Genomic DNA, 23,701 nt, shown 5'->3' with positions numbered 1-23,701 from the left:
TCTAGTTTTATACTACCATATTATGGTCTTTCGCCCTATATGAAAATGACCCTTTTAAAAAGAAGAGACAGTACGCCAAGGTTCTGTCTCTCCAAATATTTTAGTAGGTGACCCCTTTTCTTGTATGGGTCTTTTCAAATTCGGCCGGATTGGGCTCAAAGTATTTATCGGTATATTTGGCAACGAATTGATCGTCTTGAATATAGCCGGCTCCCCAGGTCGGGTCCATGACGATCCAGCTGCCGTTCGCTTTTGCTTCGACCCAGGCATGGTTGGATGGCCAGAAGCCGCCGCGCGCGGTACCCTCAATGATTCTTGCTTCAATCCCGCTGGCACGCAATAGTGCGGTGGAGAGGTAGGCATAATCCTGGCAGACGCCGGTTTTCGTTTCCAGCGTTTTCAGGGCGCTGTCATCCCAGCTGAATGTACTATTTTCATATTTGTCGACATCATAGGAAACATTTTTGGCGACATATTCATAGATGGCTTTGATTTTTTCCTTCTCAGTGCTTTTTCCCTCTGTCAGTTTGCCGGCAAGACTCTTGATTTCTGGTGCTTCTGACTCGACGCCCCTTGATGGCAGAAGGTCGCGCTTATCTTCGCTTTCTGCTTCCACTTCAAAGGAAGCAAAGCCGTAATAGCGGAAACTGTCACTGTTTTCTTCCTTGATTTCCGGTACACTCAGCGTTACTTCATAAGTGCCCGGCCCGAAGCGGAGGTAGAAGGAGCCGTCGAATTCAAATTTTTCTACAGGAATGACATCAAGTGCTTCATCCTCGCCTTTTTTGGTAGAAACATAGATGTGCGTGGTTTCAGGTCCGAAATCAGCCTCAGGATCTATTTTTCCTTTTACCGTATATTCACCATTGGACTCTTCTCCTCCAAACTGCGGAGCCTTCAGTGTGACACCACGTTCCCTGTAAGCTTCATAAAACTCGATTGGCTTCATGGTCCTGTCTGACTGATTGTCGATCAGAAGCGTTGTGGCAGTCTGGTAATAGTTCTCCCGTTCTTTGTCAGGCACAAGCACTTCCAGCTCGTGGAGACCTTTTCCGTATAGAAGGGGAACATCGTAGGTGAACTTGCCCTGTTCAACCGGCAGGACATGTGTCCAGGTATCAGCATCCTTATTCAGTTTAATCATGATTGTATCATTGTCGCTAAGCCTGCCGGCGCTTCCCTCAAGCTTAAAGATCTCATTATCCTCAACATAGCTGGACTTAAGATCCAGGCTGATTTCATCCTCCTGTCCGAAAGGGGTATATGTGACATCGCGGACGATCTGCGGATTCACATTATGGACCGTGAAAGATGCAGTATCATAATAATAGTTTTCCTGATCCATACTCGGAATCTGCACCTTTACCTGATACTCTCCCTCACCGTTGAAGAAGTGAAGCTCCTGCTTAAATTTTCCGTCTTCAATTTTTGTGTAATATTCGTGGTCAGTGCCTGCCGGACCCTCTTCAGCTGCATGGACTTTGATCCAGACAAAGTCAGATTTCAGGCTGGCTGATTTTTCGATCGTCCCCTCGATAACCGCCTTCTCATTGACGGTAAATTCCTTGTAAGCCGGTTCCTTCAGTTTCAGCCCAACCTCTTCGCTGTAGGAAGTCAATTCAATCGGCTCCAGCTCTGACTCCTTATTCTGATCCTTTGCGAGTTTTTCGTATTTATCTTCCTCCTGCTGGGCAGCCTGTGTTTTTTCTTTATCAGCTTCCGTAGGGCTGCAGGCAGAGATGATCAGAAAGCTGCTCAATATACATGATAATAATAAATACCTTCGTTTGCGTCCCTTCATGCTTTCCTCCTCAGACATTTGTTTCGGTATAGCTTATTTACGGACGGTGTCCTCCTTAAGTTTCTGGGTATAAACTCCTGTTTTAAAAAGGTTAGCCAGCTAAGCACATAAGTTGTTATAGCAACTTTATATGTGTTAAGATTCTAGTGCTGCTGATGACGTGACCCTAAATGTTGCTATAGCAACCTAGGAATCTTCTTTGCAGTAAGTTTAAGGGAGAGGGAGAGATTTATGGTCAATTTTAAGGATTACACCAAACAATATATTAACGGTAAATGGCTGGAGGGAAGCGGCGCCAATACAATCGATGTATTGAATCCATATGACGATTCCAGGCTTTATACTGTAAAAACTGTAAATGAGGCTGACATTGATCAGGCTATGCTTACAGCTGAAAAAGCACAAAAGAAATGGGCAAAGACAACCCCCGGGGAACGCAAAGAAGTTTTAAGGAAAGTAATTGCCTATCTTGAAGAACATAAAAAAGAAATTATAGATATTTATACTTCAGAAACAGGCGGAACCATTCTTGCGGCCAATATTGCCCTGCAGATCACATTTGAGGAGCTGGAGGAAGCGATCAAATTTGCTGATGAAGTAAATGTCGTGAACCAGGTTCCGGCAACTATTGAAGGGAAGGAAAACCACGTGTACCGCGTGCCGGTGGGTGTCATCACCTCCATTTCGCCATTCAACTTCCCGCTTAACCTGTCAGTAAGGACCATAGCGCCAGCCATTGCCCTTGGTAATGCAGTTGTGCATAAGCCGGATGTGGCAACAGGCATCACTGGCGGCGTCATCCTGACAAAAGCTTTTGAAGAAGCCGGCCTGCCGGCAGGGGTCCTGAACCTTCTGCTCACAGATCCGAAAACAGATGGGACAGGCGACTATCTGCTTGAACACCCAATTCCACGCTTCATTTCATTCACTGGCTCAACCGCTGTCGGAAGACATGTCGGGGAAATTGCCGGAAGGAACCTGAAAAAAGTGGCATTGGAGCTTGGCGGAAACAATCCATTCATCGTCCTTTCAGATGCAGATGTTGACCGTGCTGTTGATGCTGCTATCTTCGGAAAATTCGTCCACCAGGGCCAAATCTGCATGATCACAAACAGGATCATTGTCCATAAGGATATTGCTGAAGAATTTACAAATAAATTCGTCGACAGAGCAAAAGCACTTCCTTATGGCAATCCAAAGGATCCTGCAACTGTCGTTGGACCGCTGATCAACGATAGGCAGCTGCAGAAGGCTCAGGCAGTCATCGAAGCCGCCATTGCAAACGGCGAGAAAATTGCGCTTGAAGGACAAAGAGTTGGCAACATCTTGACTCCGTACGTTTTCAAAGATGTGAAAAATGATTCTGCCCTTGCTCAGACTGAAGTCTTTTCGCCAATCGCAACCATCATTCCGGTTGAAAGTGATGAAGAAGCGATCAGGATTGCCTCTGAAACAGAGTATGGACTGTCATCATCCATCTTTACGCAGGATCTTGAAAAAGCGCAGCAATATGCCCTGCAGATTGACAGCGGTGTGACTCATATCAACGATCAGACTGTTAATGCGCAGCCGGATATTCCATTCGGCGGCAATAAAGCTTCAGGCGTCGGCCGTTTCGGCAATCCTTGGCTCATTGAAGAATTTACAACAACCAAATGGGTATCTGTCCAAAAAACTTATCGTGAGTTCCCATTCTAATAAAAGACAGGAAAATATCCTATAATATAGGGAAAAGCTCCTCAGATCACTTGGGGAGCTTTTCCCGCGTTAAATATATCCATATATCAGGAGAAAGATGTGAAACAGTTGGAAAAACCTCAGCTTTGGACAAAGGATTTCATCAATATTTCCTTTGCCAGTTTTTTTGTATTTGTAATTTTTTATATGCTGACCGTTACACTGCCGGTTTATGTAGCAGATGAACTGCAGGGCGGAGGGCAGGCCATCGGGCTCGTTATTACGGTATTTGTTCTGTCTGCGATAGTTTTCAGGCCGTTTTCAGGAAAATGGCTTGATACCTTTGGCCCGAAGAAAATTTTGATCATCGGAGCCTCTATTTTCCTGGCTGGATCTATCCTTTACCTTTTTGTTAAATCACCGTTTGTGCTGCTGATTATCCGGGTCATCCACGGTGCGGGCTTTGGTATGGCAACCACCGCAACAGGAGCTATTGCTGCAGCCATTATTCCGGCTGCGCGCCGCGGGGAAGGGATGGGCTATTATGCCACTTTCATGAACCTTGCCATGGTCATCGGACCATTCGCCGGGCTGACCATTATAGGAGCAGCCAGTTACACCGTACTGTTCGCGGTTTGCATTGCCTGCTCCTTGCTTGCTCTTACCTGCGGATTGATGATGGAGCTGAAAGAACAGCAAGACAGGCAGACCCGGCAGGCAGCAGCAGGGAAAAAGATGAAGCTGTCGGACTTCTTTGAACGGAAGACAGTGCCCATCGGATTCGTTGCTTTTACATTATCTTTTGTCTATTCGAGCGTCATTTCCTTCATCTCGGTGTATGCGAGAGAGCTGGACCTCGTCCAGGCAGCAAGCTATTTCTTTGTCGTTTATGCCGCAGCGTTATTGCTTTCCCGCCCATTTACCGGAAGATGGTTTGATCAGTTCGGGGAAAATAAAGTGATTTATCCGTGCATCCTCTTCTTTGGGATCGGCGTCTGGATGCTGAGTCAGGCATCATCAAGCTTCCAGCTCCTGCTTTCAGGAGCATTTGTCGGCATCGGTTTTGGCACGCTGGTGTCGTGTTTTCAAACCATTGCAGTGGAATCGGCTCCCGCAGGCAGAAAGGGGACGGCAACCGCGACTTTCTTTGTCTTTTTTGACGGAGGCTTTGCCATTGGCTCTTTTATCCTCGGAACTGCTGCGGCCCATTCAGGCTACAGCTATATATACATGATAGGAACAGTGATTGTCTTGATTGCTGCAGTCCTTTACTTGATCCTCCATGGAAGGAAAGCCGTCCGACGGCTGAATGTATAGAATAAAATTCTAAGCAATTTTGCACTTTTTCCTCTATTATGGATAGTAGATTATCTAGTGGGGGAAGGGTTAGAATGGTGAAAAATGCACTTATCTTTTTATGGCAGCTTTTTTTGCTGTGGATGATTTACGCCGTTTCAGATTTTATCGTTGAAATTCTTCACCTGCCCCTTCCTGCAAGCGTACTTGGCATGATGATTTTATTCATCCTCCTGCTGACCGGTGCCGTAAAGGTAAGCCAGATCGAAAAGGGGGCAGCATTCCTAAACCGGCACCTGGCTTTCTTTTTTATCCCGATAGCTGTCGGGCTTATGAGTTACGGGGGACTGATTCGGACGAGCGGCTGGCAGCTTCTCATAATGATTATCGGCAGTACCGTCATCGGGCTAATCATAACTTCCGGCCTGGCAGCTTATTTTTCAGGGAAGGGGGCGGAAAAGGGTGAGCGGGATCACACTCATTAGCATCCTTTTGACGATCATCGTCTATATCGGGGCAAAGGCGCTTTCTGCCCGGCTGCTTTCCCCATTTGCCACGCCTGTTTTTACAGCTACACTTATCATGATCCTTCTGCTGCTTGCCGGAGGGATTACGTATGAAGAATACACGCCGGCTAAAAATATCATGACCTTCATGCTTGGTCCTGCCACTGTCGCTCTTGCCGTTCCTCTGTATCATAACCGGAGGGTGATCAGGGAAAGATTAATGCCTGCTGTCATCGGTCTTACAGCTGGAACCTTATCGACCATCACATCGGCCGTACTGCTGGCAAAAGTGCTTGGTCTCCCGGAAAAAATCCAGGCGACCTCTGCCGTGAAAGCGATCACGACTCCGGTCGCAATCGAAGCTGCCAAAATAATCGGAGGTGACCCGCCGCTTGCAGCTGTTTTCGTCATCTCGGCCGGTATCTTTGGGGCTGTCATGGGCTCTGTTATTCTATCTTTTCTAAGAATCAGCGATCCTTTCGCTAGAGGGCTTGGCATCGGAACAGTGGCCCACGGGATCGGCACAAGCCAGGCAGCAATAGAAGACCCTGTGCAGGGAGCAGTCTCCAGCGCAGCCATGGGTTTCTCGGCTATTCTTACTTCTTTGGTCATTCCATGGTTTTATCCGCTCCTCCAGTTCCTGCTATGATTTCAACTTCTGGTGTTTAAGAAAATGCCATTCAGGAAAAATACCTAACAGGACAAGAGAAGAGGAGGAATCACTATGCCATACGATAAACTAAGTGAACTGCCGGATTCCGTCAAAGACAATCTGCCGCATCACGCCCAGGAAATCTTCAAAGAAGCCTTCAACTCAGCAAGTGAAGAATACGACGAAGAAGAAACAGCCTTCAAGGTGGCGTGGAGTGCGGTGAAGAAAAAGTATGAGAAAGACGATGATGATAACTGGGTGGAGAAGGAAGAATAGGAAAGAGGCTTGATCCTGGTGACAGGGTCGAGCTTTTTTCATTTAATAGACAAGCTTTCAAATGGTATAATCTGAGATAATATATATTTGGAGGGCTGCTTTTTGAAAAAACTCTTCCCCCTTTACATATTGGTTTCTCTCATCCTCCTGGCCTGCCAAACCCAGGAGGAACCTGCACCTAAACTCCCAGACTACAAGCCTTCAGAAGATGATATTGTCTCCATGCACGGAGAAATCCAGAACCTGGACCGGTTTAATTCCTTTATCGTCCATGTACAGCAAGGGCGTAAAGATACCATCAGGGTGGTAAGTTATACAGAAGAAGGCGCCCCGATCCTTCATGATCTTGAATATGATGGGCAAGTCATTCATTCTATTCTTGATACACGAAGAGATGGTTTTGGAGCGGGAATGATTGAAGAAAGAGAATGCAAGTCTGTTGATATAGAAAAAGGGAAAAAGCAGTCAAATTATACCCTTACCGGCTGCGGGTGGAAAAAAGAAGATTATAGTATTTTGATAATCTCGAAATAAAGCGAGTCCAGTTTTCACCAATACATATGACACTCTATTTGAAATTGACTATTATAATAGAAGACAAACAGTTCGGGGTGCCAGCTTATGAGAAAAAAGAAAGCGGTTACGATGCGCACGAAGATTATCGTATTGATTGTATGGCTAATAGCGGGAGTCATTGTGCTTTTGTCCGGGCTATACGCTTATGTAGAATTTGAACAGACAGAGGAAAGTATGGGCAAGCAGGCCCTTTATGTGGCGCTGGCGGTTTCTCATATGCCTGGGGTAAGGGACGCTTTTGGAGAGGATAATCCCTCAGAAAAAATCCAGCCGCTGGCAGAGAGAATCAGGGAGGATATTGATGCTGAATTTATCGTTATAGGAAATGCGGACAGCATTCGCTATTCACATCCGGATGCCGGCAAGATTGGCGGGCGGATGGTTGGTGAAGATAATGAGCGGGCCCTCGAACAGGGAGAAGCATATGTGTCAAAAGCTACTGGGACGCTTGGACCTTCAATTAGAGGGAAGGCGCCAATAGTGGATGACAATGGGGATATTGCAGGCATAGTATCAGTAGGTTTCCTGATGGATGATATCGAGGAGGAGGCTTTAAGCAGGCTGAAGAAAATCGGGCTCATCTCTTTTGGAGCCATTCTCCTTGGAGTAGCAGGAGGGACACTGCTTGCTAGAGATATCCGGAAAGATATGATGGGTCTGGAGCCGCATGAAATTGCCTCCTTATACCATGAAAGGAGTGCAATCCTTGATTCGGTGAAAGAAGGGATCATTGCTGTGAATCGTTATGGTGTCATCACGATGATGAATCCATCTGCCCGGCGGATTCTCGCTCTAGATGAAGACGGAGTAAATAAGAGAATCGCTGATGTTATCAAGGGGACGGGCATGAATAAGGTTTTGGAAACAGGTGTGCCCGAAAAAGATGTGGAAGTACTCCTCGAGGAAAAACCAGTCGTTGTGAACCGGACGCCTATCGTTGAGAACGATGAGGTTATTGGGGCGGTCGCCAGCTTCAGGGACAAAACCGAAATTAATGAGATGCTTAATACTTTATCAGAAGTGAGGCAATATTCTGAGGACCTTCGCGCCCAGACGCATGAATTTACAAATAAATTATATGTGCTGTCCGGCATGATGCAGCTGGGTCAGTATGAGGAAGCGGTCCGTATGATCCAGGAGGAATCAGGTGCCCATGATCAGCAAAATCTCATTCTGTTCGAGCAGATCAGGGACAGCAGCCTGCAGGCAGTCCTGCTGGGAAAATTGGCGAAAGCCTCTGAAAAGAAGGTAAGCTTTACGATTGATGACAGCTCGGCGGTTGAACCGCTGCCGGAAAGAATGACGGTTACCCATTTGATTACGATCATCGGCAATCTGATTGATAATGCCATAGAAGCGACAGAAGGGATGGCGGACAGGCGTATTTCTTTCTTTGCTACAGATATCGGTAATGACATTGTCTTTGAAGTGGAAGATAATGGAGGAGGAATCTTGCCTGAGGATGAGCAGCGGATTTTTGAAAAAGGCTTCTCGACAAAAGAAAAGGACGGCAGGGGATATGGGCTTGCTCTCGTCAGCCAGGCAGTCGGGGAACTGGATGGAACGATTGAAATGAAGACTGGAGAGGCGGGGACGATTTTCACTGTTTTCCTGCCAAAAATATAAGAGGATGAGAAAGAATGATCAAAGCGATTATAGCAGAAGATGATTACCGGGTGGCTGCCATCCATGAACAATTCATAGAAAAATTATACGGCATCGAGTGTATTGGAAAAGCATTGAATGCTGCAGAAGCACTGGAACTGCTCGAGGAAAAGGAATCAGATCTGCTGATTATGGATATCTATATGCCGGACGAGCTTGGAAGCAGCCTTCTGCCTAAAATAAGACAATGCTTTCCCAATCTTGAAGTGATCATGATTACCGCATCCAATGAAAAACAGATGGTAGAGGAGTCCTTGAGATACGGAGTGATCGATTATATGATCAAGCCGGTAACCTTTGAACGTTTCACGGAAGCAATCCGCAAAGTGAACAAAAAAAGAGATTTACTCGAATGCCGGGAAAGTGAACTGACGCAAGAAGCAATCGATCATTATTTAAGCAGCAGTTCAGCGGCAGTAATAGCTTCCGAAAAGATGCCCAAAGGAATCGATTCACTCACTTTAAAAAAAGTGAAAGAAATCCTGGACGGTATGAAGCAAGGCGTTAATGCAGAAGAACTTGGAAAGGAAATGGGCGCTTCAAGGACGACTGCCCGCAGATACCTGGAATACCTGGTAGCCTCCGATGAAGCAAAAGCTGAGCTGGAATATGGAATTGTCGGAAGGCCCGAGAGAAAATATTATCGATTATAGTCTATAGTTTATAATAGCTGCACCCCATGTTAGCTGATGAGGGTGCAGCTTTTTTGTGTTCTCAACCCCGTGAACAAAATGAACAAAAAGCCCGCAAAGTTCTTAACGCTCAATACTTGTTTAATAGATACAAACTTTTCTGATTTTTTTACAATAACAAAAAAGAAAACGTTTTCACTCATGGAAAGGAGCAAAAGTTTGATGAAAAAAATGATTCTGGCAGCAGCACTGCTGCTCTGCATGGTGATGATGTCAGCCTGCTCGAGCAAGGAAGCTGCAGGCATTTATAAGGATGGCAAATGGATGCCAAGCAAGCCGATCGAAGTGGTGGCTACGGCTGGAGCCGGCGGAGGCTGGGATACCACAGCCCGCATGGTTGCCCAGACGCTAGAAAAGGACGGGCTTATTGATCAAAGGATGCCTGTCATCAATAAACCGGGCGGAGGGGGAGCCGTCGGCTGGGCGTATATGATGAAAAAGGAAGGCAACCCTCATAATATATTTGTCTCGTCTCCGCCTATTATTCTTGTACCACTTAATGGGCAGTCAAAATACGGAGTAGACGACTTTACCCCGCTGTCCAATCTGATTGCCGACTATGCAGCCTTTGCTGTCAGGGCTGATGCAAAATGGGATGATCTGAATGATTTGTTTGATGATATGAAAAAAGATCCTTCCAAAATCTCGGTGGTTGGCGTTTCATCTCCAGGAAGCATGGACCATATCCAATTTATCAAGATTGCCAAAGCCGCCGGTGTGGATGTGACTAAAATCAAATATGTTTCAGACCAGGATGGCGGAGCACTGACACAGCTCCTCAACGGAAGTGTTGACGTTTATTCTGCCGGTACTTCTGAAACAATCGAGCAGGTGCGTGCCGGAAAGATAAAAGTGCTGGGAGTAACTTCTCCGGAAAGATTGAAGGGCGATACACTCGAGGATTTCCCGACAGCCATTGAGCAGGGCATCAATGAAACCTTTGTGAACTGGAGGGGCTTCTTTGGGCCTCCTAATATGGATGAAAAGCAAATTCAGTATTACGAAGAAAGGCTAAAAAAGCTGAATGATTCGCCGGAGTGGAAAAAGATCCGCGAGAAATATGGCTGGAATGAGCTCTATATGGACAGCGGCGAATACAAGGAGTTTCTAAAGAAGGAAAACGATGAATTGTATAAACTGCTTGATGAGCTGAAGCTGATCAGATAAAGGGGGAATCATACATGCTCAAGCCAATCAATCGAAAAATTGGCCTTGTATTAATAGGGTTTGCACTGTTTTACCTTATTTTGAGCTTCAGGCTGCCTGAGTATCCGTATGCGGCAATTGATGCAGACTTTGTGCCAAAATCTCTGGGCTTTCTGCTTCTCCTGCTGTCTGTCCTGCTGTTTTTTTCCAGGAAGGCGGAGACGGAAGAAGAAAAGAAAAAGCGGAAGATACCGGAAGGCGAAGCAAGGACATTGCTTACTGTCTGCGCGTTTATATTGGTTTATATCTTCTTTTTTGAAATGGTCGGCTTTGTAGTCATGACGGCTCTTTTCATATTTATCACAACCTGGTATTTGGGCTATAAGAAAAAATGGACAAATGCAATCGTTTCGGTCGTCTTCTCGCTGTCCATTTACATGATGTTCAATTATCTGCTGCAAATCTCACTGCCGGCAGGCATTCTGCCATTTTAAAGGAGGGATCTTATGGGTTCGTTTGAAGGATTATTATCAGGGTTTCAGGTTGCACTGAGCCTGCAGGGGATCTTATTTGTATTCCTCGGTGTTTTCATCGGTACATTCATCGGCATGATGCCGGGCCTTGGCCCAATCAGTGCGATTGCCATCATGATCCCGGTCACCTATAATATGGACCCAGCCATTGCGCTGATGATGATGGCAGGAGTCTATTATGGAGCGATCTTCGGCGGATCGTCCTCTTCGATCCTGCTGAATGCACCGGGAGTATCGGGGACGGTTGCTACCGCATTTGATGGCTATCCGATGGCCCAGCAGGGGAAGGCGGGCAAGGCGCTGGCCATTGCCGCCATTGCATCGTTCTTTGGCGGGACAGTCAGCGTTGTTCTATTGATGCTGTTTTCCCCGCTTCTTTCGTCGGTTGCCGTTTCATTTGGCCCCGTCGAATACTTCGCTTTGATGCTTTTGGGACTGACGGCCATTTCCAGCTTGTCAGAAGGATCCACACTAAAGGCTTTTATCTCGGCCACTCTCGGCGTCATTGTCGTGACTATTGGAATCGACGGGCAGACAGGCACAGCCCGTTTCACCTTTGACAACGCCTATCTGCTGGAAGGCATCGATTTCCTTATCATCGCTCTTGGGCTTTTTGCCCTGGCAGAGGTTTGTACATTGATATTTAATAGGAAGAATACTTCTTCATCGGAAAATGAGAACATCGGCAGCCTGAAAATCACCAGGGAAGACTTCCAGGAGATGAAGGGACCGATGGCCCGCCAATCGGTACTGGGTTTCATCCTCGGCGTCCTTCCTGGAGCAGGGGCGACTATCGCTTCTTTCATCGGCTATATTACAGAAAAAAAGCTTGCGAAAAAGCCGGAAGAATTCGGGAAAGGCTCCATCAGGGGACTGGCTGCTCCGGAAACAGCCAATAATGCAGCAACCGGAGGAGCATTCGTCCCTCTTTTGAGCCTCGGTATTCCGGGATCCGGGACAACTGCAGTCCTGCTGGGGGCCTTCCTGGTGCTGGGCATCCAGCCGGGACCCCTGCTGGTTCAGGATCACCCGGATGTATTCTGGGGCATTATTGCGAGCATGTATATCGGCAATGTGTTTCTTTTGATTTTGAATCTGCCCCTTGTGCCGTATATAGCTAAGGTGCTCACAATTCCGAGGCCGATGCTGATTTCACTCGTTATAACTTTCAGTATGGTAGGCGTATATGCCTTGAGCTTCAACACGTTTGATTTGTACCTGCTTCTGATCTTCGGCATCATTGGATTTCTTATGAGAATTTTCTCTTTCCCGGCGGCACCTTTTATCCTTGCCTTTATCCTGGGCGGAATGATGGAGCAGGCACTGAGGCAGACACTGACTATCTCAGACGGCAGTCTGGCTATCCTGCTGGATCGCCCAATCGGCCTGACGCTCATGATCATAGCTGTTCTTGTTATGATTGTGCCGCTTTTCAGGAGAAAAAAGAAGTCTGGTTCGTCTAAAGGATCACATGCTGCATAGTGAGGAGGGAGCTGTCTTTTGGCAGCTTCTTTTTGTTTTCGAGCAGGCGGGTTTACACGAAAGGCTGATTCATGGTACGATATATTTTGTTATAGATAGTAATGGTTACGATTTATCCTTTTCCGATCTCGCTGTTCTATCTTTATTTTATCTTGTTTAAATCGTAATTGTTACGTATTAATTCATGGAGGTATTCGTTAAAATGGCTAAAAAATCAAAAGTAGCAAAAGAGAAAAAGCGGCAGGAGATGGTCGCTAAATATGCTGAGATCCGCAGGGAACTGAAGGAGAAGGGCGATTATGAGGCACTGAGAAGGCTGCCGCGCGATTCATCCCCAACCCGATTGAAGAATCGCTGTGAGGTGACAGGCCGTCCGCGCGGATACCTGCGCAAATTTAAAATGTCCAGGATCGCTTTCCGTGAATATTCTCATAAAGGGCAAATCCCCGGAGTCAAAAAAGCAAGCTGGTAATATGATAAACTAAAGGAACAAATCTTACATGGCGGGGTGTTTAGCATGAATGAAAGACTCGTCGATATAATCATAAGAGAGATTGTCTCGGGGCTGCCCCCTGAAGACCGGGATCTCTACCAATATGTCACAAACATAGAGGACCGTCTTGCACAGCAGTCCGAAACCTCCGACCAGTTCATGAGCCTCCTGGTCAAGCACTCCCCGCATAAACAGGCGGCAGAAAAGTTCAGCCTGGGAGTGACGGAAACCTATCAAAGGATGCAAATGATCGAGCGGGAGATTAACAAGCTGGTTGAAGAACGGAGAACCAGAATGAAGTGGATTGACCTTACAGATAGGCTGGATGCCGATGGGCAAAGACAGCTGTTTTTGTTTATTTCTTGATGAAAGAGCCTGAGTGGGCTCTTTTTTTCGTATGTAGGGAACGTGGCGGAATGCGGCGTGTGGTTTATTAGCAAGTTTTTCGTTTTATTAGCAAGAAATGGATTTTATTAGCAGCTTTTCGGATATATTAGCAAGTTTTACATTTTATTAGCAAGTATTGGGATATATTAGCAACTTCGGATTTTTCAATGCCATTAGGCCCAACTTACATAGAATTTGTATGGGTAAAAATATTTAAAATTCTAAATATTCAGCCGCAAATTTGCCAATCCAGCCTTCCTTCTTTTAAGTTAGAAATGAACCAACAATAGGAGGGATAAGATGAAAAAAGCCGCCAGTGTTTTATTTGTGTATTTGTCGAGTTTTATATTGGTATTCGCTCCTCTTGCTGCTGCAGATGCAAAGCATAAACAGGACCCTTATGAAAAATATGGCGAAGTTGCTGTAGGTGAGGATGGCATGGTCGCCACAGCCCATCCGCTTGCTTCAGAGATTGGGGCTGATGTATTGAAGAAAGGCGGAAACGCGGTTGATGCAGCTGTGGCAATCCAGTTTGCCCTCAATGTAACTGAGCCGATGATGTCAGGCATCGGAGGCGGCGGATTCATGATGGTGTATGATGGAAAAACAAAGGAAACAACAATCATCAATAGCCGTGAGCGTGCGCCGGCCGGAGCAGAGCCGGATATGTTCCTTGATGGAAAAGGAAAGCCGATTCCCTTTGCAGAACGATCATCGGGCGGAACAGCAGTCGGTGTACCGGGAACCTTGAAAGGCCTTGAAAAAGCACTGGATATGTGGGGAACCATCCCTATGAAGAAATTGATCCAGCCTTCTATTAAACTGGCTGATAAAGGTTTTCCAATCGATCCGGTACTGGCAGCGGCAATAGAAGATAATAAAGAAAAGCTGTCCCGGTCAGCAGCTGCTGAAGTGTTTCTCCCAGGAGGCGAGCCGCTGGAAGAAGGCGACATCCTGGTCCAGAAAGATCTAGCCAAAGCGTTTAAGCTAATTAGGAAAGATGGAAGCGAGGCGCTTTACGAAGGGCCGATTGGGGATGCCCTTGCCGAGACTGTCCAGGATTTCGGCGGATCAATGGTGAAGGACGATTTAGAAAAATATGAAGCAGCAATAGACAAGCCTGTGTGGGGGGAATATCAAGGCTATCAGATTGCCAGCATGCCTCCGCCAAGCTCAGGCGGTGTCTTCCTCCTGCAAATGCTCAAAATACTGGACGGCTTCGACCTTTCCCAATATCCAGTCCGCTCCTGGGAAAAATATCACCTCATGTCAGAAGCCATGCATCTTGCCTATGCAGACCGGGCAGCTTATGCGGGGGACCCGGAATTCGTTGAGGTTCCAGTTAAAGGACTTCTGGATAAGGACTATATTAAAGAACGGCAGCAGTTAATATCGCTTGATGAAATGAATACAAAGCCTGAAGCTGGGGACCCATGGAAGTATGAAAGCGGGAAACCTGATTACAGTGCAGCAGCTCAGCCTGCAGACAGACAATATGGGGAAACCACCCATTTTACGGTAGCAGACCGGTGGGGGAATGTGGTTTCCTATACAACAACGATTGAGCAGGTTTTTGGTACAGGCATCATGGTGCCGGGCTTTGGAGTGATGCTGAATAACGAACTGACTGATTTTGATGCTGTGCCTGGAGGGGCAAATGAGGTCCAGCCTAATAAGCGCCCGCTCAGCAGCATGACTCCGACGATCGTCTTTGATAATGACAAGCCGGTACTGACAGTCGGATCACCGGGAGGACCGACCATCATAACCTCTGTCCTGCAAACGATCATCCATGCAATAGAGTACGATATGGAACTGAAAGCTGCAGTTGAAGAACCGAGGATCTATACGAATAACCCATCGTCCTACCGGTTTGAAGAAGGGGTGCCAGTTTCTGCCTTGCAGAGGCTGAAGGAAATGGGCCATCGATTCGGCGAGAAACCAGAAACGATAGGCAATGTCCAAAGCATCCTGATTGATCACAAACAGGGAATATTCAAGGGAGTGGCCGACTCCAGCAGAAGCGGAGCAGCGATTGGAGTTGACCTGAAAGGAAAAGGGAAGAAGAAGCATTAGATACTAGAGGGCTGCGGAAATTCCGCAGCCTTTTTCTGGTAAAATAGGTAACGAGGTGATATTTATGAGCGGATTTATCCATATGGAGGATGAGGAGATCATCTATCATGTTTACAATTTGAACTGGCATCTTCCTGAAGAAACTCAAAAAGAAGCGGCTGATATCTTATTACAGCTCCCCGCAGACAAAGTCCGCATGATTATCCCAAAGTATGGCAAAGCCTGCTGGGAAAATGGAGTAGCAGTCATAAGGAAAATAGGCTATCCAAGAAATGAAAACGCGCTGCAGCGGCTGGCAGGTCTCCTGCAGGACAGGAACTGGCCTGGTGCCCTCGACTCAATTGAGGTTTTCAGGGACTTAGGAAAAGAAATCAGTTCTCCCTATATTGAAAGGGAATGCGAAGAAGCAATCAGATGCAGGGATCATGACTGGCTGGAGCACCTTTACTATGCGGTAGAAAGTCTGGGCCTGGAGTTTGAGGATTTTAGGAACGGGGAGACTTACGAAGAGATGCGGAAGCGGGCAGAGGAGCTTCGGGAAATATAGGTTGTTAACATTTGAGACACTCTGATGGTGGGGGAAACGTGGCAGAGTGCCTCTGGAGGGAAATATGAGTCACTTTGATGGTGGGGAAAGCCTGGCAGGGCGCTTCAAGAGGAAGATATGAGTCACTCTGATGGAGAGAGAACAGAGCAGAGTGCCTCAAGTGGAGGATATGAGTCACTCTGGAGGTGGTGAAAGCCGCACAGAGTGACTCAAGAGGAAGATATGAGTCACCATGGTGGTGGAGAAAGCCGAACAGAGTGACTCAAGAAGAGGATATGAGTCAGTCTGAAGGTGGTGAAAGCAGCACAGAGTGCCTCAAGAGGAAGATGAGTCACTCTGATGGGGGTGAAAGCTGAACAGAGTGACTCAAGAAGCAGACATGAGTCACTCAGACTACGAAAAAACAATTAGTGCTTCAAGTGAATTACATAAGGCAATCGCTTCAGCATATCAAGCAAAAATATTGTTCCTCAGTGCACTGCAGCCCTGATTCCCTATGTACCCGCTTAATCTTTTAACCTTCCTAAATTTCCTCCTGCCGCATCCTCCCTTGATATATAATAGAAACCGACTTTATACATAGGAAGGAGTACTTATGGCGACTATTTTTCGTAGCCTGACGAGTGTGGTGCTCATTATAATTCTGGCAGTGCTTCCTCTCGGGTTCCATAATGGAGATGCGAAGGTGGTATTCAGTATCATCCCGATGATTGACGAAATCAGGGATTTTATTCAAGGGCTGAAGTCAGGGGAATCCTGGCTATATTTGCAGGGAGAGCGGGAAAGGCCGCTCCTTGAGGATTTGATCCCATATTGGCTGTCTTCCTTTCTCTATCTGACTGTAAGTGCGGTGATTGCTGTCATTCTGTCCGTTTTATTTGGTGTGTTTTTATGGGAAAAAGGAGGCAGGTTGCTGAATGCGGTTCTCGGTTTCACTGGAATGCTCCCTGATTTTATTCTTGTTCTGCTTTTGCAGCTGCTGACGGTATTTGTGCACAAAGAAACCGGAATAAAGACAGTAAAGGTGGCTTCTTCTTCCATGAGTGAGCCGGCTATATTTCTGCCTATATTTACTCTTGTTATCATTCCCTTGTTTTATCTGCTTCGCTCCTTGTCAGAGCGGAGCCATGAAGTTAAAGGAGAAGATTACATACTGGCTGCGAAAGCTAAGGGCTTACGAAAGGGGAGTATCTATCTCTTTCATGTATTCCTAAATGTGCTTCCTTTCTTGAAAGCAGATCTTCACAAGATTTTAAGCATCATGCTTGGGAATCTTTTCATTATTGAATACTTATATAACACAAGGGGAATCACAGCGCTGTTGTTTGTCCAGCAGATTCAATTTGGGTATCAATATAATCTGGTTATCTTTAGCTTGTTAAGCCTTCTTTTACTATATCTCGTTTCTTTATATACTTTAAAGCTATTATTATGGCTGATTGAAAGGGGGCTGCAGAGATGAAAAAAAGGAGGAATCTTCCACTAGCCGCAGGTTTATTGATGCTTGCCTTCTTCCTGCTGGCCGCACTAGCCGGGCCTGAGATTGCACCCTATGGTGTAAACGAATCAAAAAAGATCGACCATATCATAGATGAAGAAGGTAACAGGAAATTAGTAAGTTCGCCTTTTCCGCCTTCTGCGCAGCATCCTTTTGGGACGGATAAATGGGGTTATGACATCTTGACCCTCCTGCTGCATGGTGCTAAATATACTATTTTTACTGTGTTGGGTGTGGCCCTTCTGCGGCTGGTGATTGGAGCAGCGTTAGGAATCTTTCAGGGGATCCGGACAAAAAAAGGGGTACTTAACAACATTTCCTTGTTCAGCGGGATCCCTATATTTATCTTCATCTATTTCATCATGCTCGGCATCAATATTGAACCCAAGCTTTCACCGCTTCAGCTTACCCTTATACAAGGGGCCCTATTGACCATACTTGGCATTAATGGGGTTTACAATGTTATTTTCAATAAGACGCTTGAGCTTAAAAAAATGGCTTATGTGGAGGCAGCAAGGACGCTTGGAGGCAATAGTTCGCATCTTTCTCGCAAGCATATCATTCCATCATTGCGGGCTGATTTCTCGGCGATTTTTGTAAATGAATGCATCCAGGTTCTGCACATCATCGGACAGCTGGGAATCTTTAATTTATTCCTGGGCGGAACGGAAAAGCAGTATTTTCCTACCATTTATTTATCAATAACCAATGAGTGGTCAGGCCTTATCGGACAGTCGCGTTCTTTCCTTTACCACTCCCAGTGGATCATTATCTTCCCTCTTGCAGCTTATGTTCTCCTGCTGGTAGCGTTCTATCTGCTGTCTGCAGGATTAAAGGATAGGAAAAAACTTAACAGGCCAACTCATATATAACAGAGCACATTCAAAAAAATGTGCTTTTTCAGTTTTGTTTTGTTGACTTTCCTCATGAATTCCTATAAATTTATCTAGACCGGTTGTTATAATTTTTCCGAAAGGAGAATGAATTTGGAGGGTAAGCGAAAGACACGAGAGTCAATTTTGTGTGCGGCATCGAATCTATTCAAGTGCCAGGGGTATAATGGCACCGGATTGAATCAAATTATAGAGGTAAGCGGGGCTCCCAAAGGGTCAATTTATTATCATTTTCCAGGCGGCAAAGAGGAGATTGCAGTGGAAGCTGTTAAGCATGTTGGAAATGAAATAAAAACGATGATAAAGAAAGAGCTGGCATCTTCTGAAGATGCGGCAGCAGCCTTCCGCTATCATGCCGAAAAAATTGCTTCATACTTTGATGTGCCCCTGAGCCATGAAAATAGCGGCCTGCACATCGGACTGATTGCTTCGGAAACGGCTCTGACGAGTGAGCCAATCCGGCAGGCCTGTCAGGAAACTTACAATGAATGGCAATCGCTGTACAAAGAAAAACTGCTGCTTTCCGGATTTTCTGAGGAGAGGTCGAAGGAGCTGGCCCTGCTTGTGAGCTCTATGATTGAAGGGGCGGTCATGCTTTCTAACACCTATGGAAATGGCAAGCCGCTGCGGAATATAGCTGAACATTTTACATATGTATTCAGAGTCCAGTAAAGCAGCGCAGAAGTTGAGAGGAGAATCATTGTGCAAAGTACTAACCAAGGCGCAGCCGCGCCGAATGCATTAAAGGATATCAAAGCGGTTCCTATTATTATTTCTTTCCTGATAGCAGGATTTATAGGCCTGTTCAGTGAAACCGCCCTGAATATGGCAATCAGGGATCTAATTGTGATTTTTGAAACGGATGCAGCTACCGTTCAATGGCTGACAACAGGGTATTTATTGACCCTTGGGATATTGGTGCCGATTTCAGGATTGCTCCTGCAATGGTTTACGACGAGGCAGCTATTTGCAGTATCGCTTGTATTCTCAATCATTGGAACATTCATTGCAGCGATTGCGCCTGTGTTCAGCATCCTGATGCTCGCTCGTGTCATCCAGGCAATCGGAACAGCGCTTCTGCTGCCGCTTATGTTCAATACAATTCTTGTCATCATACCACCGCATAAGCGGGGAGGGGCGATGGGGATCATCGGTCTGGTCATTATGTTCGCTCCTGCAATCGGACCGACGATATCAGGATTGATTCTGCAGAATCTGACATGGCATTGGATTTTCTGGATCTCATTGCCGTTCTTTGTTCTTGCTCTTATTTTTGGACTATTTTATATGCAGAATGTTTCCAGCCCTACCAAGCCAAAGATCGATCTGCTGTCCATCCTTTTATCAACGATCGGTTTCGGTGGAATCGTATTCGGATTCAGCAGTGCCGGTGAAGGAGAAGGCGGATGGGGGAGCCCGAAAGTTATCCTTGCTCTTGTGCTTGGAGTAGTCGGTTTGATTCTCTTCTGTATCCGCCAGACAAAGATGAAGCAGCCTATGATCAATCTTCGCACCTTTTCATACCCTATGTTCAATTTAGGCCTGCTGATGGTGCTGATCGCAATGATGGTCATATTATCTTCAATGATCATGCTTCCTCTCTACTTGCAGAATTCACTTCTGCTGACTACATTTGCGGCTGGGCTGGTTTTGCTGCCCGGAGGAGTGGTCAATGGAATCCTGTCCCCTGTAATGGGACGCTTGTTCGATAAATATGGTCCCACATGGCTGGTCCGCGGCGGTCTTGTGATTGTCACAATCGTCATGTTTGCGTTCTCCGGAATTACAAATGATACGTCAGCCGGATATATTGTAATGCTGCATATCTTCATGATGGTTGGTATTGCGATGGTATTCATGCTGGCTCAGACAAATGGCCTCAATGAACTGCCGCCAGAACTTTATCCAGACGGAACGGCTATCATGAATACACTTCAGCAGGTAGCCGGTGCGATTGGGACGGCTGTCGCGATTTCCATCATGACAGCGGGCCAAAAGAGCTATATGGAAGAAGCTGCAAACCCGCAGGATTCTTCTCTGCTGCCGCTATCATTGACAGCAGGCATCCAGGATGCTTTTATATTTGCCATTTGTGTGGCCATCTTGGGATTGATTGCTTCATTCTTTATTAAGCGTGTCAAGGTTGAGCATCAGGAAAATTAAATAGCGTAAAGCCCGGGCTATGTTCCGGGCTTTATTCTTTAGCAATCGTAGCAGATAAAAAATGGAATATGAAAAAGCACGGATATCCTCTTCCGTGCTTTCTTTATGGGTTTTTTAGCAAAAAAAGAGAATGTAGGGTAGGATCGAGGGGCTTTATGATGTTTATACACCTAACAGAGTCACTCTGCCAGGCGGTTTGAAAAAGAGAATCAGATATGTTTTTCTGCTTCTTTAATAATGGCGGCAGCAAGCTCTTCTGTGTTCCCTTCAAACATATGAAAATTCAGTGACGACTGGAGATGATTAAATTGTTCTTTCAATTCATCCAGCTGGCTGATTTCAGCTGACCAGCTGATGGAAGGGATGGATATAATGAATCGTTTGTCTTCTGTTATATTCAGGAAGACCTCGGCATACTTGTTTCCGGAAATGGTAATTTTCTCGTAAGAAGTTATCAAATTGGTCATCCTTCCCTTATGAGCCGTTTCATCCATTATAACATCATTTGGATGCAGAATCGAATATTCGTGGTGAAGCTTCTGTAAAAGCCTGAGTGCCCGTGGCACACAAACCGATCTAATCATGCATATAGTGGCATTACAAGCAGAAAGGAGGGATGGAATTGCCTGTTTCGGTTATTTTTAATCAGGTTAATGTTATTAGCATGTCATCCAATTCCATCATTTCCACGGGGCAGAACAGCCAGCCGGACTGGAACGCTCAAGGGAAATTGAATACTGGAAACGGGGTATATATCAACGCTGCCTCTCTTGGCAACTTCAGTTTTGTCAATGATCCGGATGTTGCAGATACGCCGATTGCCCAGCCGGAAAACATCAATCCTCAGCCTGTCTCCCAGATATAAAGATGAAGTCAGCTTTACAGAATATCTCAATAAAATTCACTAACATTAATATAACCTCCATGGCGGCCAATTCCGGCATCTTTACGGGAGACAATACACAATCCGGATGGCAGGTGAACAGGAAGGATAATACAGGCTTCGGGTCGGTGACTGGAAGCCAGAACGTCTCAGCCTATAATGTCAATATTGTTGATGACAGCGATTTTATGGATGCCTTCTTTTACCGGATTGAAGGTGAGGAAGAACAAGGGCAAGAACATGACAGTCAGGATCTTTAAGCCATTTCCTAGGGCTTTTTATTTTTCCTGAAAAAGCTTTACAGGATGAAGGTCATATTTTCCTTGCCGGCAAAATAAGAATATGAAAAAGGCGGCTTTGAAGATGAGGTGGGATGTTGGCCAATATCAGATTTAAAACGATAAAAGTGAATCAGATCCAAAACAGTTCCGGGATATTTTATGGACAGAATACACCAGTATACTGGCAGCATACCGGTAAAATCTCAGAAGGATTTGGCAAAGTGGCGGGAAAAGGGAATAAAATCAGCCGGAATTATACACGGGTGGCACGAAGCAAAGAGGGTTCTTAGCCTATTTATAGCTTTCTTTTCCCTTTTTGCCTTCTGTCTGGACAAGGTGGAGATTGCCCGAAATCTTATTGAGATCTCCCGCTACAGAGCCAAAGCCTGAGGTGCCATTTATATCGGAGGACCAATTCTTCTGTCTGTTTCTGCCCATGAATACGCCAGAGCTGTCAGTGATTTGTCCGATGAAAATATCGTCAAAATGGATTTTTGCTGGTCCAATCATTTTTTTCATCCGTGCCCCTCCCGGTTTTTATGCCTCTTATACCATATGCCTTCAAAAGCAGAAGATGTGACACTAAAAAGGATGAACTCTTATGCAATTGGATGACAAAGCTCTGATTACCATACTGGGAAAATTGAACGGCCGCCTTGCTGATATGGAGGGCCGTTTGAAAGAGCTTGAAAAAGAAAAGTCCAGCGGGCATAACATCCACTTGGAGATAAATGAAGTGAATATAGAGAGTTTCCAGCTGGATCAGCTTTCTTATTTTCTCGACAGGATTGATGTTAAAAGCCTGAGCGGGATGATGAATCTCGGAAACAGCTTTTACACACCAGCAAACAAACAGAAGCCGCAGACCGGGAAAAAAGGAAATGCAAGAGGGACTAAAACAGCAGAAAAAAACAGCGATGATGCCCGCATTCGTATCCTTGTCAACGGAAAAGAGACTCCATATGCTCTGGAAAGCACCACGGGAACGGAGGAACTGTGATGAGATATTTTTCTCCTTTGTTTAAAATCAACAGCATTCACATAGGATCCATCGAGGATGCCTCATGCGTCAACTTCGGAAACAGCTTTCCATCAGGCTTTACCAGCCTGAAGAAACATAATCAGGGATTCGGCAATGTATTGGGAGACCATAATGATATTCATGATATCATGTCCCGGCTGGAAGAGAAGGATGTAACCGAAGTGTTTCACAAGAACGGAGGAGAAGAGATTCCCGAATGGATAGGGAAACTTCTGCAGGAAGATGGGGAAGAAGAAAATATGGGGATGGATGAAGAAGAAAACGACGGTTTTAGTGAAACTGGCCAATAGCCGGTTTTTTTATTTTGAATGTAAAAGGAAATCCTTCATTGATTGTCGAATTAACCAAACGGATAATTAGGGGAGAGTGGCGTGATGAAAGCACCAGAAAGCATTTTTTCTGTATGGAAAAGATTTGACAGCTTTCCAATGGAGACGCTTACTAAGCTATGGCTGCACCATAAAGGAATAGGGCAGAGGGAAGTTTCTCAGATGAAAGAGCACCGTGAGGAGTTTGGGATCACTGGAAACTGCTTTGATCTTGCCCTGTGGCTGCTTGATGAGTTTGATAAAGAAGGAATCAGGGCCTATCCTGTCGGCAGTAGCTTGCATACGGAAAAGGCGCATGCCGCCGTTGTAGCCGAGGATGATAAAGGCAGCCGCTTTTTATGCGACCTTGGCGACCAGTGGCTGCAGCCGGTACTGATTGATAGAGACACGACAGTTCCGCAAAAAGGGTATTTTCCGGCGGCAGGCATTGAGATTAAAAGCAGCGGCAATGCAGCAGAAATCACCTATCATAGGCCGGGCGGGAAGCAGTCAATGCAGACGTATCATCTGGAGCCGGTCGACAGGGATGAATTTTGGATAGCTGCGGGGCATTCAAGCCGCCAAATACACCCTATTCCGCTCCTGGAATGCCGCGTTCCCATAACAGGTGAAACGGCCCATTGGGAGTTTTATGATTGGAAAAGTTTTCTCAGCACAGAAAATGGACTGGTATATGACCCTCCGCTTGAAGAGTTTGATGCATGGGCGGAACGGATTTACGAAAAGACAGGCTTTTGTAAGATTTTTCTTAAAGAATCATTGGAGCTTTATAAGACGCTTGGAGAGGTAAATTAATAACATGGTGCT

General features: G+C 45.8%; 27 protein-coding genes. 24 read left to right on the top strand and 3 right to left on the bottom strand.

The window, feature by feature from the left end; translation table 11 throughout:
- Positions 1-100: 100 nt before the first annotated feature.
- Positions 101-1,801: a transglutaminase domain-containing protein gene (locus tag N288_RS13890; RefSeq protein WP_035402375.1), complete on the bottom strand. Its 1,701-nt coding sequence runs from the start codon at positions 1,799-1,801 to the stop codon at positions 101-103.
- Between the two features lie 231 nt (positions 1,802-2,032).
- Between N288_RS13890 and N288_RS13885 the strand changes: the two genes are divergently transcribed.
- The 19 genes from N288_RS13885 (at position 2,033) to N288_RS13795 (ending at position 20,359) form a co-directional block, all read left to right on the top strand.
- Positions 2,033-3,499 carry an aldehyde dehydrogenase family protein gene (locus tag N288_RS13885; RefSeq protein WP_009793243.1) on the top strand — a complete coding sequence of 489 codons (1,467 nt, stop codon included), beginning with the start codon at positions 2,033-2,035 and terminating at the stop codon, positions 3,497-3,499.
- Between the two features lie 108 nt (positions 3,500-3,607).
- Positions 3,608-4,795 carry an MFS transporter gene (locus N288_RS13880; protein ID WP_009793244.1) on the top strand — a complete coding sequence of 396 codons (1,188 nt, stop codon included), beginning with the start codon at positions 3,608-3,610 and terminating at the stop codon, positions 4,793-4,795.
- 74 nt (positions 4,796-4,869) lie between these two features.
- The gene (locus N288_RS13875) at positions 4,870-5,259 is read left to right on the top strand and encodes a CidA/LrgA family protein (RefSeq protein ID WP_009793245.1); all 390 of its coding nucleotides are present in this window, start codon (positions 4,870-4,872) and stop codon (positions 5,257-5,259) included.
- Positions 5,237-5,929: an LrgB family protein gene (locus N288_RS13870; protein WP_009793246.1), complete on the top strand. Its 693-nt coding sequence runs from the start codon at positions 5,237-5,239 to the stop codon at positions 5,927-5,929. The genes N288_RS13875 and N288_RS13870 overlap by 23 nt, the downstream gene beginning before the upstream one ends.
- Before the next feature lie 75 nt (positions 5,930-6,004).
- A complete protein-coding gene (locus tag N288_RS13865; protein WP_009793247.1) occupies positions 6,005-6,208 on the top strand; it encodes a ChaB family protein in 204 nt (67 codons plus the stop codon).
- Positions 6,209-6,310: 102 nt separating this feature from the next.
- Positions 6,311-6,742: a DUF4362 domain-containing protein gene (locus N288_RS13860; RefSeq protein WP_022544011.1), complete on the top strand. Its 432-nt coding sequence runs from the start codon at positions 6,311-6,313 to the stop codon at positions 6,740-6,742.
- Between the two features lie 87 nt (positions 6,743-6,829).
- Complete coding sequence (locus N288_RS13855; protein WP_009793249.1) at positions 6,830-8,410, top strand: ATP-binding protein; 1,581 nt, start codon at positions 6,830-6,832, stop codon at positions 8,408-8,410.
- A 14-nt stretch (positions 8,411-8,424) separates the two neighbouring features.
- On the top strand, positions 8,425-9,102 hold the full coding sequence (locus N288_RS13850) for a response regulator (protein WP_009793250.1): 678 nt from the start codon (positions 8,425-8,427) through the stop codon (positions 9,100-9,102).
- 201 nt (positions 9,103-9,303) lie between these two features.
- Complete coding sequence (locus tag N288_RS13845; protein ID WP_022544010.1) at positions 9,304-10,308, top strand: tripartite tricarboxylate transporter substrate binding protein; 1,005 nt, start codon at positions 9,304-9,306, stop codon at positions 10,306-10,308.
- 14 nt (positions 10,309-10,322) lie between these two features.
- Positions 10,323-10,781: a tripartite tricarboxylate transporter TctB family protein gene (locus tag N288_RS13840; protein ID WP_009793254.1), complete on the top strand. Its 459-nt coding sequence runs from the start codon at positions 10,323-10,325 to the stop codon at positions 10,779-10,781.
- A gap of 12 nt (positions 10,782-10,793) precedes the next feature.
- Positions 10,794-12,302, top strand: coding sequence for a tripartite tricarboxylate transporter permease (locus N288_RS13835; RefSeq protein WP_009793255.1), 1,509 nt, complete (start codon positions 10,794-10,796; stop codon positions 12,300-12,302).
- 202 nt (positions 12,303-12,504) lie between these two features.
- Entirely contained in the window at positions 12,505-12,774 is a 270-nt protein-coding gene (rpsN, locus tag N288_RS13830; RefSeq protein WP_022544009.1) for a 30S ribosomal protein S14, read from the top strand.
- A gap of 45 nt (positions 12,775-12,819) precedes the next feature.
- Positions 12,820-13,161, top strand: a complete 342-nt coding sequence (locus N288_RS13825) for a hypothetical protein (protein WP_009793259.1) — start codon at positions 12,820-12,822, stop codon at positions 13,159-13,161.
- 321 nt (positions 13,162-13,482) lie between these two features.
- On the top strand, positions 13,483-15,258 hold the full coding sequence (gene ggt, locus N288_RS13820) for a gamma-glutamyltransferase (protein WP_009793260.1): 1,776 nt from the start codon (positions 13,483-13,485) through the stop codon (positions 15,256-15,258).
- 64 nt (positions 15,259-15,322) lie between these two features.
- Positions 15,323-15,805, top strand: coding sequence for a hypothetical protein (locus N288_RS13815; protein ID WP_009793261.1), 483 nt, complete (start codon positions 15,323-15,325; stop codon positions 15,803-15,805).
- A gap of 595 nt (positions 15,806-16,400) precedes the next feature.
- Complete coding sequence (locus tag N288_RS13810) at positions 16,401-17,267, top strand: ABC transporter permease subunit (protein ID WP_022544008.1); 867 nt, start codon at positions 16,401-16,403, stop codon at positions 17,265-17,267.
- A complete protein-coding gene (locus N288_RS13805) occupies positions 17,264-18,175 on the top strand; it encodes an ABC transporter permease (RefSeq protein ID WP_009793263.1) in 912 nt (303 codons plus the stop codon). The genes N288_RS13810 and N288_RS13805 overlap by 4 nt, the downstream gene beginning before the upstream one ends.
- Before the next feature lie 114 nt (positions 18,176-18,289).
- Positions 18,290-18,868 carry a TetR/AcrR family transcriptional regulator gene (locus N288_RS13800; protein WP_232217697.1) on the top strand — a complete coding sequence of 193 codons (579 nt, stop codon included), beginning with the start codon at positions 18,290-18,292 and terminating at the stop codon, positions 18,866-18,868.
- Between the two features lie 30 nt (positions 18,869-18,898).
- Positions 18,899-20,359, top strand: a complete 1,461-nt coding sequence (locus N288_RS13795; protein WP_009793265.1) for a DHA2 family efflux MFS transporter permease subunit — start codon at positions 18,899-18,901, stop codon at positions 20,357-20,359.
- Positions 20,360-20,568: 209 nt separating this feature from the next.
- Here the strand turns inward: N288_RS13795 and N288_RS13790 are convergent, their stop codons facing one another.
- Positions 20,569-20,817, bottom strand: a complete 249-nt coding sequence (locus N288_RS13790) for a YueH family protein (RefSeq protein WP_101548457.1) — start codon at positions 20,815-20,817, stop codon at positions 20,569-20,571.
- 158 nt (positions 20,818-20,975) lie between these two features.
- Here N288_RS13790 and N288_RS13785 point away from each other — a divergent pair, with 158 nt between their 5' ends.
- Together N288_RS13785 and N288_RS13780 are read left to right on the top strand one after the other, a co-directional pair.
- A complete protein-coding gene (locus tag N288_RS13785) occupies positions 20,976-21,224 on the top strand; it encodes a hypothetical protein (RefSeq protein ID WP_009793267.1) in 249 nt (82 codons plus the stop codon).
- Positions 21,225-21,226: 2 nt separating this feature from the next.
- Positions 21,227-21,502: a hypothetical protein gene (locus N288_RS13780; protein WP_022544006.1), complete on the top strand. Its 276-nt coding sequence runs from the start codon at positions 21,227-21,229 to the stop codon at positions 21,500-21,502.
- Positions 21,503-21,814: 312 nt separating this feature from the next.
- Here the strand turns inward: N288_RS13780 and N288_RS13770 are convergent, their stop codons facing one another.
- The gene (locus tag N288_RS13770; protein WP_009793270.1) at positions 21,815-22,042 is read right to left on the bottom strand and encodes a hypothetical protein; all 228 of its coding nucleotides are present in this window, start codon (positions 22,040-22,042) and stop codon (positions 21,815-21,817) included.
- Between the two features lie 82 nt (positions 22,043-22,124).
- Between N288_RS13770 and N288_RS13765 the strand changes: the two genes are divergently transcribed.
- The 3 genes from N288_RS13765 to N288_RS13755 all read left to right on the top strand — a co-directional run bounded on the left by N288_RS13765 (position 22,125) and on the right by N288_RS13755 (position 23,689).
- Positions 22,125-22,523: a hypothetical protein gene (locus N288_RS13765; RefSeq protein ID WP_009793271.1), complete on the top strand. Its 399-nt coding sequence runs from the start codon at positions 22,125-22,127 to the stop codon at positions 22,521-22,523.
- Positions 22,523-22,855, top strand: coding sequence for a hypothetical protein (locus N288_RS13760; protein WP_009793272.1), 333 nt, complete (start codon positions 22,523-22,525; stop codon positions 22,853-22,855). Before N288_RS13765 ends, N288_RS13760 begins: the two co-directional genes overlap by 1 nt.
- 84 nt (positions 22,856-22,939) lie before the next feature.
- Entirely contained in the window at positions 22,940-23,689 is a 750-nt protein-coding gene (locus N288_RS13755; RefSeq protein WP_009793273.1) for a hypothetical protein, read from the top strand.
- The last annotated feature ends 12 nt before the right edge of the window (positions 23,690-23,701 follow it).

Source organism: Bacillus infantis NRRL B-14911 (assembly GCF_000473245.1).
GTDB lineage: Bacteria > Bacillota > Bacilli > Bacillales > Cytobacillaceae > Bacillus_AB > Bacillus_AB infantis.
Note: the sequence above shows the minus strand (reverse complement) of the source record. Positions and strands in the feature narration are given on the sequence as shown.